This is a genomic window from Candidatus Endolissoclinum faulkneri L2 (assembly GCF_000319385.1).
GTDB lineage: Bacteria > Pseudomonadota > Alphaproteobacteria > Thalassobaculales > Thalassobaculaceae > Thalassobaculum > Thalassobaculum faulkneri.
In genome coordinates, this window is sequence record NC_019566.1 from 1,247,829 (window position 1) to 1,263,499 (window position 15,671).

At 29.2% G+C, this 15,671-nt stretch carries 6 protein-coding genes; 4 read left to right on the plus strand and 2 right to left on the minus strand.

The annotated features are described in order from the left end of the window. Positions 1–1,917: 1,917 nt before the first annotated feature. Positions 1,918–2,112 carry a 50S ribosomal protein L32 gene (gene rpmF, locus A1OE_RS03625; protein ID WP_015089050.1) on the minus strand — a complete coding sequence of 65 codons (195 nt, stop codon included), beginning with the start codon at positions 2,110–2,112 and terminating at the stop codon, positions 1,918–1,920. A 1,403-nt stretch (positions 2,113–3,515) separates the two neighbouring features. On the opposite strand from rpmF, the gene A1OE_RS03630 reads away from it, so the two are divergent. The 3 genes from A1OE_RS03630 to A1OE_RS03640 all read left to right on the plus strand — a co-directional run bounded on the left by A1OE_RS03630 (position 3,516) and on the right by A1OE_RS03640 (position 8,657). Continuing rightward, entirely contained in the window at positions 3,516–3,779 is a 264-nt protein-coding gene (locus tag A1OE_RS03630) for an FAD assembly factor SdhE (protein ID WP_015089053.1), read from the plus strand. Between the two features lie 1,169 nt (positions 3,780–4,948). After that, positions 4,949–5,872 (plus strand): CAF17-like 4Fe-4S cluster assembly/insertion protein YgfZ, encoded by a 924-nt coding sequence (ygfZ, locus tag A1OE_RS03635; RefSeq protein ID WP_015089054.1) that lies wholly within the window; start codon positions 4,949–4,951, stop codon positions 5,870–5,872. Positions 5,873–7,031: 1,159 nt separating this feature from the next. After that, positions 7,032–8,657 carry an ABC transporter permease gene (locus A1OE_RS03640; protein WP_158512544.1) on the plus strand — a complete coding sequence of 542 codons (1,626 nt, stop codon included), beginning with the start codon at positions 7,032–7,034 and terminating at the stop codon, positions 8,655–8,657. A 79-nt stretch (positions 8,658–8,736) separates the two neighbouring features. On the opposite strand, the gene lepA is transcribed toward A1OE_RS03640, so the two are convergent. Then, entirely contained in the window at positions 8,737–10,539 is a 1,803-nt protein-coding gene (gene lepA, locus A1OE_RS03645) for a translation elongation factor 4 (RefSeq protein ID WP_015089056.1), read from the minus strand. A gap of 3,665 nt (positions 10,540–14,204) precedes the next feature. Between lepA and mntR the strand changes: the two genes are divergently transcribed. Continuing rightward, positions 14,205–14,642 (plus strand): manganese-binding transcriptional regulator MntR, encoded by a 438-nt coding sequence (gene mntR, locus A1OE_RS03650; RefSeq protein WP_044283417.1) that lies wholly within the window; start codon positions 14,205–14,207, stop codon positions 14,640–14,642. Positions 14,643–15,671: the final 1,029 nt, after the last annotated feature.

Sequence of the window (15,671 nt, forward strand, 5' to 3'; positions counted from 1 at the left end):
CTATCACCCAGAGTTTCCAGCAATTCATCGCTAATAAAACGCTAAATTATCATCAGTTTTCGTGATAAACTATTAAGAAGTTTAGCAAAATCTACAGTCAATAATTAAAAAAATCATATGTATTCTATTATTTAGCAATAATTAACTGAATAATTCAGTAAGAAAACTTTTTTGCTATAAGTACAAATAAAATTAGCTTTAAAATAAATTAAGGCATTATATAAAATAATTGTGTTATGATAAAAGTAGCTAGATCAATTATTAAGATTGTAATACTTACCATCTAATGACTAATATAATAAGAAATTCATTACGTCATAATGTTTATTGGATAGAATAGAAAATGCTAGACAACATATTGTTTATTAAATAAAACTGCGCTTACAATCTAAAACAGTATTTACTAGCTTGAGAAAGAATAAATTTATATTATCATATTTTCTTTAATTGTTATAAATATATCAGTTTTTTGCAAAATTTATTTAGATAAATTAGCAAAGCTAAAATTTAATTAACTAATAATATTAAACCAAACTAATAAATCAGGTAACTTTATTAGTAAAAGAACAAAATAATTGATTTATTTTTGAATAAAATATAACTAATTTTTATATTAAAATGGCGTACACAAGATTAAACTAATGGATATAACTATAATTAAATCGCTACTCTAATTCTATTAGAATGCTACTAAACAAGGCAAGCAATAAATAAATTCCCAGGCTGAGATTAAATTAATAAATGCTAGTACTTAACTATTACTGATATAATGCTAAGCATTAGAAATAATAAAAATTAGTGAAAAGATTCGACTAATAATAATTAGCGTAAATTGTTTTAATAATAAAATTATGAATAATATTGTCGAATATTAATCAATATAATTTCGACGATTCTATCGAATAGAATCAAGGTATAATTATCATTTCTGTAATTATAGATTATAATTATTTTTGATATTTTTATATTTTTAAAATTAAATGTAAGAATTATCTTTTTCTTGAGATAAAGAAAAATACTATAAATATAACTTTATTGTTAAAATATAATATAGGATAAAATCTATAATTTATATAGCATTATAGTAATAAAATAAGGTTATCAATGTAGGATATTGTTGTAATAATTTGTGGAATTAATTCAATAAAATTCTTTTTCTACCCATCTCGGATAAAATCTGCAATGGTAGATTAGATAGTACAGATGCTTTAGCTTAACAAAAAAACTTCTCGTGCATCGACAATGGTAATGTAATTGATGTATAAGATACAATCTATCAGAGCCCGAATGCATGCAGCAAACGTAATATCAAGTAAGTTTTCTACAACAACTAACAATAATTATACTTGAGTATAAGTAGCAGACCTATCTCTACTTCTTGATCTAAAATAACAGCTGACTAGACGAACACATTATTTGTCAGCATGAAACAACAGGTCAAAATTCATCACATGAACATGCTTCACTTAAAAACTCAGCGCAATAGGCAAAAAATAATTATGCTACATTGCTATACTCTAAATATAGCAGTTATAAGCACCGGTCGGCTAAAAATTAAATTAATGATTATTAAGCATACCTCGCTAAGGAGGTAGCACATTTCTACATATTACACAAATCAAAAGACTAAAAAACATAACAAAATATTCAACATACCTAAATAATTAACGTGTAAACAATCGCAATTTTCTATCGAGAATTATAATCTAAACAATCACAACAATTAGCTCTACAATCAAAACATACCATTTTAAATTATACTCAGAGAAGAGCTGTTAGATAATTAATTGAATATAATAAACAGCTCATGCTTCTATAAATCGATTACTGATCTTTACGGAACATTAAATACTACAGTTAGTATTATTAATACCTTGATCTCATTTAATATTCATAGATATATTAAATATATTTTACCTAATTGATATTCTGCCTATCTTTGACTTTTATCACTTGCCTTCCTCTATACATCCCAGTTTTTAAATCAATATGATGCGGTCGATGTAACTCGCCAGTCTCTTGGCTCTCCACATAAGCATCAGAATTCAGTCTATCGTGTGCCCGACGCATGCCACGCTTGGAAGGTGTAGTTTTACGTTTAGGAACCGCCATATCATCAATACTCTACACAAAACATTAGAACTGACTACAGATCAAATTATAAAAAGCAATAAAAATAATCTAGCTAATTCTGTAACAAGCTACAGAATGTCTCTTATTCAAATTAAATTTATACCACTTTGTAATTTTTCTCTTAGTAATCTTCAATTATAACAATTCTCCAATTGCATTGCAATTAACTGAAATCTTTTATTTCTTTGCTCTAATTCAAACGCGATTATCTTACTATTCACAAAAGAGTATGTTTTACATGAAGCTAATTTAGACATCTAATCTAAAAGATCTTCAAGATTTTCCTAATGGGAATTATCTATCCTACCGCGTAAATTATCTAGATTACAGTAAAGATTTACATTTCAGTTAAAAATTTTTTAAATTCATTATCAACATAATAGCTGCTAATTTTTATTGTTACCCATTGGATTAGAACACATACAAACAATGTAAGCATTGTAATGCTGTATAATTTTATTGTACAAGAAGTAACAAAAAAATAAAGTATTTAATGTATTCAAAATGAAAATTGATAAACTAGATATCACCGCATACTTCAATAAAGTACTAGCTTACAAAGCTAATTATCTTATTAATAAAATGTTTTTGATACAATCGTCTTATTAAGATTCAATATTTAAGCGTAATCGATTATCATTCTTAGGCAATCACGCCATGGCGTGATTTAACAACTTTGCTAAGTTCAATAATTAGCGTGTTTAATAATCGCTACAAGTTAATCGTTCGTTTATATACATAAATAGCTTGATACAAGGTAGTGATTAAGTGGTATTAGATTTTAAATACTATCATTTTAATATAAGTGTTATATAATTGCTTATAACAAATATCTTTTTAAACAATTCATCCTATCATTAGGATATTTATCCAATAAGATAAATCAATAAATAAAAGCAAACTATCCTATGTAATCTACAAAATGACTAAAACACAAAAACGATTACATATTTACTTAATAGCAAACAAAAATATTTTCTTGTAGTACGAATATAACATCAGTTTATAGTCATCAAAAAACGATATCTTTCGTTAAATCTGATGGATAGATATCCATCGAGACTCTTAAAGAGATTTAATTTAAATGACAATAGTATAAGAATTAATTGATTTTTAAGTCAGTCGCCATAATAACAGCACAATCTTTATGTTGTAAAAATTTACTAATATAATACTTATGCCTATATTATTGAAAATATATGTATCTTTTTTTTTACTGTTCTAAAATAAGTTATTATTTTTAGGAGATAATTATCTTTGCATAACATAAATAGACAATAATTCATCAATGTGCAAATATTTGCTACTTTACACTACAATACCATTCTTAATATTATAGGCTATAATCAATAAATATATCATTAAATTTTAAAGAGAAATGTATGAAAAAAGCACTAGATATTCGCCGCAAACAATTATGGTATCGTAGTACTCACACTGGTGTTAAGGATACTGAAATTATACTTAGTCAATTCGCCAAGCAATACCTTGAATCCTTAGAAGAATCTGATTTAGATCAATATGAGCATTTACTAAATATCGAACATAACCTTCTATACAAGTTAATCACTAATAAAAAAATTCCAGATGAAGAAATCGATAATTCAGTACTGCAAATATTACGTATTTTACACCAAAAAAGTTAACTCTTAATAGAGATTAAAGTATAAAAATATCTTGCTTTTGATTGATTATCTATTTGTAATTTAGATTATAAGAAATCTTTATTAAAATCAAATGTAAATGATAGATTATATCAAAATTAAAAACCTTCATAAATTTTAATATAAGTAGTTTGATAAAACTATCAAATCTAATAAATATTTATTTATTAATAACCATAATTTTTAAAGCTACAATTTTTTTTCATAAAAGCGCCTAGTAATTAAATTGTTAGTTATTATTAAGTAGGCAAGAAATAGCTTTTTAATAAAAAATCATTATTTAATTATTTTACGTTTTTAAAGATCATTTTTAAAACGCGCTATGTATAAATTACACCAGCAAAATTGTTCTTTAGACAGGTAAACTTTGCGCTTAATAATCAATCTAGTTAATTGATTATTAATAACTTCTTATATCATAATTACTTAATGATAACTGCAATTGATAGTATAACAATAAATCGTGTATTTGTTTTAGTAGTTTGCTAAACGAGGTTGTTCAGTTAAAGCAACAATACTTTTAAATAAATTTAGCTCTTTAGCTCAATCATAACAATCTAATACATAAAATTAATCACTATCTTACCTAATATTCCATTAGATAATTTTATACAGATATTTTAAAAAAATTTTAATTTTAAAATATTATTGATTTTTTATTAAAAAAAATTTAAAGCGATAAATGATCTTTCTAAAAATATATCATATAGCATAACTCATCTTTAGGTAATATTAAAGAAGTTATTTTAACAATCTTTACTTATGGTTAATAAAAATTAAAAAATATTTAGAAATATACAAACAAATATCTATACTAATTAAATTAGGATAGATTTATATATTTTTATATATCAAAATCTTATTTAAGAATAATTTTGAAGACTGAATCAGAGTATTCAATAAATTAATTTGATATATTTGCTGTGAAAATAATAGATTCTATCTACGGTAGATCTATAATGCTGTTGGATGAAATTTTTTGTTTAATAGCTAAAGACTAGCCATCAAATAAATAATCCATGCTGCTGATTAATTCCTAGATATCAGTAGATCTACAAACGAATAAAATATAAAAATTACTAATTTACAATATGACATTTGTTGCATAAGTCAACCTATGTCACCTAACAATAGTTATATAGGTCAATACCATGGCTGAGGCATATTTTCACATATTAGATGATCGGGGAATTATCCGGGTTGCCGGAGAAGATCGAGTTCAATTTTTACAAAATTTAGTTTCCAATGATGTTTTTAAAGTTACTCCTGAATCTACTGGATACGGTGCTTTGTTAACTACGCAAGGCAAGTTTCTTCACGATTTTTTCTTAATTAATATTAACGATGCATTATTGATCGATACTGCTGCTGATCGTCTTCAGGATTTTTTTTGCAGTCTGCAAAAATATAAATTACGCTCAAAGATTGAGCTTTCAATCGACTCTAAAGACTGGATATTAGCGGCAATATTTGGAAGAAACGCATTAGACTTAATCAATCTTCCAGCTAAACGTGGAGCAACTAGTAAGTTTGACGAAGGTTTTGCCTTCATTGATCCACGGCATATCAATGCTGGTATTCGCATTCTCTGTTACAAAGTAATTGAACCAAGCATATTAAAAACGACTAAATTACAAGAGACGGATCGCGAATCTTATGAGCGCCACCGTATTTCCCTAGGGCTACCGGATGGTGCCAAAGATATGACAGTTAAAAAAACCTTATTACTAGAGGCTGGATTTGAAGAACTTGGTGGAATTGACTTCCAAAAAGGCTGTTATATAGGACAAGAGTTAACGGCTCGTACTAAGTATCGCGGTTTAGTAAAACGAAGATTGATGCCAATAAACATTAATGGATCTATACCTAAAATAGGAACAAAAATAACTTTAAATGGACGTGATATCGGTGAAGTTCGTAGTGTCGTTGCCGATCGTGACAGCAATGAAGTAAAAGGTATCGGTTTAGCGATGATACGTATTGATAGCCTAAAGTCCTCTATTAATTTCAATCATCAACTTATTGCTAATGAAGCGATAATCAAACCATACAAACCTGACTGGGGATCCTTCTAAAAAATACCAATTACTTTTGTAATTTTTAAGTATACGTTTTTTACAAATATTTAAACGGGATAGTGCTTTTACACCATACTTAGTATGCTATGCACTAGTCATAGGCTAAGAATTATTCTAGTAACTATATTCAAATTATATTTTACTGCTTAGTATTATTGAATGGTTATTAATCAATAGATCAATTATTTTACTAGTTGACATTAAGCTCAAATACTTCCAATAAGTAAGTAAATTACTATCCAGTTTAACTTGTAGTATGTCCTGCTAACATTATTTTAAGTTATCGTGAGCGATCACTTGAAAGTTAAAAATTGAGTGTTTTGTTTGATTAGCCAATAGTCAGCATATCCTTTTCCAAACAGAAAAGAATAGGATTATATCTTTTTTAATTGGATTACTTAATGATTAATCTGCATTAGCTTATAGTATAAGCCGTGTCTGTTATATAACAATGGTTACTAAATAATTATAATAAATCTTGTTTTCTTTACTTTATAAAAGAGGATACGATCCATAATTTGGTTTATTATAAAACTATAATAAATTGCGTTTATCTTAATAAGAAATAAAGATTATACAATAGTGTATTCAATAAAAAATATTGTATCCCATGAGTATAAATATACGTTTTTAAAACTATTTGTAATTTTCATTAACATAAATAAAAAATCTTTTTTTTAAAAGTTAAAATTTGCTAGTTTTTATTATCTTATTATAATAAGATAAACATTTATCTGCTATTAAAAAAATAATTTGAACTAGGAGACGAATATGCATTTCTTCAATTACATAAAATTTATTCGATTATTTTTATACATAAATGTATAAATAAAAACATATATAAATATCATTACTCATCGTCTAAAAGACTTTACTAGTTTTTATATATCATCAATGGGGATATACCATTATTACTTTACACTAGTAATTGTGTTTAGTCTGATGCTAGCTAAAATCTAGCTTAGTATTTTTTTAGAAAAAATATTTATTATCCGTTATCTTTTTAATTTTTTTATAAAATTATAGCTAATTGTTATTATTATATGAAATTTTCGTTTGTACAAATATTTTTATTGCTATAATATGCTTTAATTGTTAAATACAATAACTTTAAAGCTTAAAAGGGAAAAATTAGCCTTTCTGTTAAGGTATGTCCATGCCTTTCCACTATCGTTTTTTCCTTGTTACTACCATTACATGCGCTCTACTAGTAGCCGCGCCGATCTTCACTGTATTCCTGCATGCTATGGCGCGGACTGAATTAATTTTTCATTTTTACAATACACTACTACCAACTTATATAATTAATACCATACTATTAATTATCGGGGTTATGCTTGGAACTGGCAGTATAGGAGTTGGTACTGCATGGTTAGTTACTATGTGTCGTTTTCCCGGCAGATGTATAATGGAATGGGCACTAGTCTTGCCACTAGCTGCACCAGCATATGTATTAGCTTATACCTATGCTAATTTTTTAGAGCATGCTGGACCTGTACAAGAAATATTACGCCAAATTTTCTATTTAGGCCCAAGAGATTATTGGTTTCCAGAAATTCGATCTCTAGGAGGAGTAATCGCTATGTTAACGATTACTTTGTTCCCTTATGTTTATCTACTAGCTCGAGCAGCTTTTCTAGAACAATCGGTCTGTGTAATCGAAGTCAGTCGGACACTAGGACAAACACCTGTACAAACATTTATACGAATTGCATTGCCGTTAGCAAGACCAGCGATTGCTGCGGGTATTGCTTTAGCTCTTATGGAAACGTTAGCTGATTATGGCACTGTATCTTATTTTGGGGTACAGACCTTTACCACAGGGGTGTACTTAGCAGTTTTCTCTTTTGGAGACATAGTCGCTGCAGCTCAACTTGCCACCGGCTTACTCATCTTTGTGATCATAGTCATTGCCATTGAGCGTTTTTCCCGTGGACGCCAACGATTTGATCACACCACCAACACCTATCGCACATTACCTATATTCGCACTCACTAAAATGAAAGCAGCAGGCGCCTTTACAGCTTGTGCTATACCCGTATTTGTAGGTTTTTTACTGCCTACTATTCTGCTAATTCACATGGCAACAACCAACGGGCACAAGTTGTTTGCTATACGCTACATAACCATGACGATTAATAGCATTACCCTAGCCGGGATTACTTCCCTCATAGCTGTTTTAATGTCTTTGTTGCTAGCGTATACAAATAGATTATCGAAAGATTGCGCAACTAATTTACTTACCAAAATAGCTGCACTCGGCTACGCGGTGCCGAGTTCGGTTATTGCCATTGGTATTTTGATTCCTGTATCGATATTCGATCGTTGTGTAGATGATGCAACACGACACATATTAGGATTATCTACCGGATTGTTAATTAGTGGGTCTATTGCAACTCTGGTGTACGCATATTTAGTTCGTTTTCTTGCAGTATCACTGCATACTACCGAAGCAGGATTGACTAAAATAACCCCAAACATGGATCAGGCTGCCCAGGTTCTAGGGCACTCTCCCAAATCAATACTGAAACGAGTACATTTACCAATGTTGCGAAGCAGTCTGCTAACCGCAACACTTATTGTGTTTGTTGATGTGATGAAAGAGCTGCCAGCAACGATGATTTTACGTCCGTTCAATTTTAATACTCTTGCTGTGCAAACGCACAATTTAGCAGCTGACGAACGGTTAACCCAAGCTGCCACACCAGCACTAATTATTTTAGTGGTTGGCCTTCTACCGGTTATTCTTCTCAGTTGGCATATTTCGAAATCGAGAATCTGATATCAATAAAAATATATCAAATATATTAAAAAGCTAGTAATTTTAATTGAATTACAAAAGGTAAAATACTTTTTGTAACTTAGACATCTAACTTCAAGACAGCAATAAAAGCGGATTGTGGAATTTCTACTCGTCCAGATTGCAACATCTTTTTCTTACCCTTTTTTTGTTTATCCAATAATTTTTTCTTTCGCGTAACATCTCTACCATAGCATTTCGCTGTTACATCTTTACGCATAGCGCTAATAGTTTCTCGAGCGATGATTTTCCCTCCAACTGCTGCTTGGATGGCGATTTTAAAAAGCTGTCTGGGAATAAGTTTTTTCAAAAGCAAACACATAGCTCTAGCACGTGGATCAGCGCGAGTTCTATGAACAATCATCGATAATGCATCCACGGTCTGAAAATTAACCATGATTGACAACTTAACCAAATCGCTCTTGTTATAGCCAGCCATTTGATAATCAAAGCTTGCATAGCCCTTGCTATTTGCTTTTAAACGATCATAAAAGTCAAATACAACCTCATTAAGAGGCAGAAGATAAACTAGCATTGCTCGGTCTCCCGAATATATTAGCTTAATTTGCTCACCTCGACGTTCAATGCAAAGAGCTATGATATGACCAAGATACTTTTCTGGCACAAAAATTGTAGCCTTAATCATTGGCTCTTCTATATATTTAATCTTCATTAATTCGGGTAACTCAGTAGGATTATGCAGGCAAATCATTGCTTTATCGACTGTGTAAATTTTGTAAACCACGCTTGGTGCAGTAGTAATTAAATCAAGATTAAATTCCCGCTCCAAGCGTTCCTGGATGATTTCCAGATGAAGTAAACCAAGAAATCCACAGCGAAAACCAAATCCCAGCGCAGCTGAGGTATCAGGTTCAAATTGGAAGCTAGCGTCGTTTAAACGTAATTTCTCTATACTGTCACGCAAAACTTCACAATCAGCTGGATTAACTGGATATATTCCACAGAAAACTACGGGAATAATTGGCTTAAAACCTACTATCAACTTATCTGTTGGGCGATTTTCCTCAGTTATTGTATCCCCAATATTAGTATCAGCTACTTTTTTGATAGAAGCATTTATGCATCCTACTTCCCCTGGACCTAATTCATCAACAGAAAGCCTTTTTGGCGTCATCACACCAACTAGCTCAATTCGATGCAATGCACCAGTTTGCATCATTTTCACCTTCTGGCCCTTCTTTAGGGTGCCTTCATTTACACGTACAAGACAGGTAACACCAAGATAGCTATCGTACCAACTATCTATCAAAATTGCTTTTAGCGGAGCCTCCTTAGTACCATTCGGAGAAGGTAAAAAGTCAATAATTGCTTCAAGTAATTCATCAATGCCAAAACCAGTCTTTGCCGAAATCATTATAGCATTAGACGTATCCAGGCCAATCACCTCTTCAATATTTTGCCTGACTCGCTCTGGATTAGCAGCAGGCAAATCAATCTTATTTAAAGCAAGTATGATCTCATGATTTAGCTCAATGGCCTGATAAACGTTAGCTAGTGTTTGCGCCTCAACACCTTGCGCAGCATCAACTACTAGAACAGAGCCTTCACAAGCTGCTAGTGATCTGCTAACCTCGTAGCTAAAATCTACGTGTCCAGGCGTATCAATCATGTTTAACGTATATCTATTGCCATCCTTAGCATCGTAAATCAGACGGACAGCCTGTGCCTTAATAGTAATCCCTCGCTCCCGCTCAATATCCATAGAGTCAAGGACTTGCTGCTTCATCTCACGGTTAGTGAGTCCACCACACATCTGAATTAGACGATCAGCTAATGTGGATTTTCCATGATCAATGTGGGCAATAATCGCGAAGTTTCGTATACTAGAAATGTTTGTTGTCATACTATTAAGCTATAATGCTGATTATATATCTACTCAAATAAACAATTTATACTTATCGCCTGACAACAGTTTAGACAGAGCGATTTACCATAGAATATGCTAAAGCACATGAAGAAGAATTACTTTTTAAATCGACTATCGTCAAAGATTACTAAAGCAAGTTGTTTGTTTTTCTAAACAACGCCTGATATAGCGCAGTACGCTAACAACAAAATTACTTTATTACTTGATATTTTCTTTTATTTAGAGATAAACTAATATACTAGGGTCAACCTATATACCATATTTAAAAATGTAAACAATTAATTTCGAATGATTTTATCAATTAAGAGGCCAATTTTAAAATTATTCTTAATGTATAACAAGTTAGAGATAGAATCAATATTGTAGGCAATTGACTTAATAATATACCTATGCTTGGCTTTGCCAAGCAGTCAACAAAAATAAAGCAGCACTATAAAATAAATAGTATTAAAGTAAAATAAAAATATAAAAATTAGTTGTCAATTTTCACTAAAGTCATTTTCCGTTCGGCCTAAAAGAGGATAATATAAATAATTAAATTTATTCTTAATATTCAGTTAGTGTCCATGTTTCAACTAAAAATACAATAGTTACAAGCGAATAAATTGAATTAAGTAGGCTTCAACAAATTAAATTTTTTAAATTTAAAATTCATAAAATACCTGTCCAATCGAAAAAAAATCTTTCATAGACTATATAACTTTAAGCAATTAAATAAGCGCATTAATTATATTACACACTGTACAATTTTAAGTTTATCCATACACAATTGCGATTCTAATAAATTTCACCTAGCTTTCATCCAAGAGTTAATTATTCTGCTTGTTACTACCTATGACATGTTTGTAGCTTGCTTAAATGAAATCGTTTTTTTTTTAAATTTCAAACAAACTCCGGAAAATCTTTTATCGTTTAGCCTAATAAGTTTAATGTAGAAAATCCATTAAGAGCTTATGCAAATCATATATGATTAAAGCATCAATAATGCATCGAAGTTTATCTCCTTAAATGCTAAGGATTTTGTAAACGATTGTTAGCTTTCTAAATACTTATTCAATCGCAAATATTAATTTTTATAATACCAACAATATGATTATAATTTTGTTCAGTTAGCCAAAAGTATAATAAATTCATGCTAGATAAGTAAAAATGCTATTTATGCCTAATTTAAGCATTTAAATGTTCATTTAGTGAGTAATCCAACAAGATTAGTTAAATTGATAATACACACAACCAATTCATCCCAATAAAAGTTAGTAATTAGCATATTAAAAAATTAATTGTTTAATCAATTAAGATTAATTTTGACTATTGCTCATTAAATAATAATTTAAATAGATTAACATATACTTGCTATCAGCATAATTGCATATTTAAAGACAAACTTTTATTAAATACTATACTTGAATCTTCTGCCTAAAGGTTAGGCTAACCTTTAGATTGAAAAATAAACTGATTAAGGATAATTTTAAGTAATTAGTAAATATATTTCAAAAGAAATACTTAAAATAAAATAACTTTATGAAATAATTAGTGTTACTTTAATTAACTATGATAAAGTAACAGAACGAATCATTTGTTAACGATATCATAGTATCCTAATAAAAGATTAAAAAATGATACTAACTGCTTATAAAGCAAGCATCAAAGTAAGATTTCCTAGCGTTAATTCTAATATTAATTACTTTAGAAAAAGTAAATATGTCTATATATTATCTCTACAATAGTATTATTGGTTTTTGCTCTACTACTAAGCAAATTAAAATGATTATTAACCGTAATTAAGTTTAATTTACTTAAATTAAAAAGATAATTTACTCAATATGCATTTGCAAATAAAACACTCTAATTAGAGAGTACCTAATAATAGCAATGGCTAAATTAATAAATATCTATTATAGAAATATCTTAATTTATCAAAAGCTGAAACGTAAAAAAAAACATTCTTGCAGACTAACACTACAATGAAATGATAAAAACAATATCTCTTTAAGATCAGTTTAGCAGCACGAACAATAATCCGTCAGGTTTAATTTTAAATAATTCTATTATCGCAAGATATAAATTAACTTGTTGATTAAATTGGAGTTGTATGCAACGAAAAAGGTTTAAATATCAATTTCCGCACAAAGCAGTCAATAGGGAACTTTCTAGAAGAAATTCATAGGAGAGCAGGATCAATTTATTTTAACAAAGATACTAATTAACAACTTATTTTATTAGCATGTCTAATAAAACTAAAATAATAAATAGTATTTTTCAACTAACTCGTAAATTGCTGCTAAGGTTGATTTTTACATTTATAAGAAAAGCAAAATTTTAGTTACTCGTCTAAGAAATCCTTAATCAGTCAAAAAAAACGTTTATTTCTACAAATAAACCAACTAGCAAATCGTCTTATTTGTCTGGCTAAATAGCTCAGCTCAATTCTTGAGCATTAGATTTGTATAACTGCAAAATGTCATTTTGCGAAATGGAGTTATTTGTTAATACTAATTATTCATTTGCACTATATTTTCATCTATTTTTTAGGATTTTTTTACAAAAGATGAGCAAATTACTACAAACACTATCCTACTAAAGCAATTCAATTACAAAATTAAGCAACAATCAGAACTATAAGCAGGATAATATGGCTTCTTATACTAGTAAGTTCAGCATAAAACTAGTTGTTTTTTAAGATATTTCTTCGCAAGAACGTACTATAAGTTTTTTTGTAATTTTTGTATATAACTAAGCATGCAATCGATAATATTATCGAATCATTTCTTATCTAAGACATAAAATTATGTAATTTAGTATTAAAATATAAAATAACTTATCGTACATAATAAGTGTAGTGTTTAAAAACATCTAAATTATCTAAAGTATTGATGATAAAATAATTAATTTTCGCAAAAGATTGCCTTAATTTAATACTTAAAACTAATCTAAACGATAAAACAGCGGCAATGCTAAAGTATGCAATTTTTACCAAAAAAAAATTTAATCTAGAGATATAAATACAAAATATAGTTGCTTTGTTTTAAGTTAAAAAACAAAATAAATATTATTTAATGTTTGCGTATAATAACTATCATATTTTACTTAGTTTATTAAAATTATTAATTTTATTGGCAACAATAGTCTTAAAGAAGGCTATTCTTGATTTTATTAAGAATAGCTATTACCTTTTCGGGATAAAAATACCGCTAAGCAAAAGTTAATCTCAGTAATAAAAACTTACCTTACAATACTCCAAATTTTTTAAACCATTATAACAACAGTATTTGCTGGTCATACCTTGATTCTTTTTTTCTTTTAAGAAAAGCCAAATGATATTATCAACTCAATAATCAATATTTCACTATTACGCTAACGCAATATAATACTATACTAGATAGTATAATTCAGTTAAGCTTAAAGATTAAAGCATTTTACATACAAATAGTTAGTTTAAGTAATTAATTATAAATTTTATACACTCTATAATCAGTTTTCTTGATTTTCAAAGTTAAAGTCGGATTGTTATTAACAAGTCTTGAAATGTTCTATAATCACATGTATAAATATTATTATCAATTTTAACGACTTTAACGACAAATTGCTTGAAAGCGAATCCCACATAAAATTTAAATTAGGGTTTTTTGCGTGAGGACGAAATGGCGAACGACTGTATCTTCCAAGCTATCGATAACCAAGCGGGAACCTTTAAACGATTGCGCGATGAACATGCACGTGAGGTTACGGAAGATTACGTGGAAATGATCGCTAACTTGATCGATCAGGATGGCGAAGCCCGTGCAGTGACTCTAGCCGAACGCTTTGGTGTAACTCCAGCAACCGTCAACAATACACTAAAAAGGTTGGAGCGCGATGGTTACGTTACCAGTAAACCTTATCGTGCTATCTTCCTTACTGACAATGGTCGTGTCTTGGCAAAAACATGTAAAGAGCGCCATCAAATGGTCTGTAATTTCCTCATAGCTATTGGTGTTGACCGAGATATCGCAGAGGCAGATGCTGAAGGTATTGAACATCATGTTAGCGAAGCTACTATTTCATTTTTTCGTGATTTTGTAGCTAAGCAAATTGGATAATTTATTAACTACCTATTTTGAACTATAAAGTAACTGTATTAAAAGTTAATGCTGTTTTATCTTATGAGCATGACAGCTGTAATTAAAGAATTAGATTGACAATAGTTATTACTTTGAATATCAAAATATTGGTGAAATGGAGCGATATATCTCTATTCAGAGAAACAAGATTAGTTAATCAAGAGTAGATTTTGATCTTATTTTGTAATTTAGGTTGTCCATAAAAATATGAATTATTTCTCACATCGCTGACCCAAGTTAGTAATTTTTATTCATGCAACAAGCAATATGCTCTAATCAATTCAGTAATGAACAGGTTTTTAGGAATCAAAGTAGGAAACGCTCCTCTAATGAGCTTTATTAGTTATATACTTCATTGTCACGTACATGAACAATTGAGTTAAATAAATTAACATAAGTAATTTAGCTTGCCTCTGCAAGGAAGCATCTAACTAAAAAAATAATGATAAATCACTAGTATAAAGTTAATAAAGATAACTTAATTATCTAATTAAAATAAGTATTTCTAGTATCAGCCGAATCATTCAAACAGGTTGTTACTACCTAATTACAAATTATTTGTTTTAACATAAATGATGATCTTGTTGTTTGCTTAGCTAAACCAAATCTATGCTCATATTGATTTTCCTTTGGAGCTAAGTTCGACCTATTATCAATATAATACTATGAATTCAATTCACTACGGGTAAGATATAGTTTGGCCTCAATAATAAAATCGACTCTATGATCGATACTACGTAACTAAAAAAAATAAATATCTTATTTATTTTTTTTAGTTATTTCTCAATGCGATCGGATCGCTCTCGATCCAAAAATCAGCAATATGCTGTAAATGATACAATCATGTATTAATACGATAGCATTAAAATGCTTTAATCATAATTCGATATCTTACTTTATAGTTATTCCCAGTATTAGCCCTAATTTTAACGAAAATAGCTTTCTATTGGTAGCATATCTTTATGCAGTTGGTTATTTTTACATTCCTTGACGAAGTGAAAGAAGATT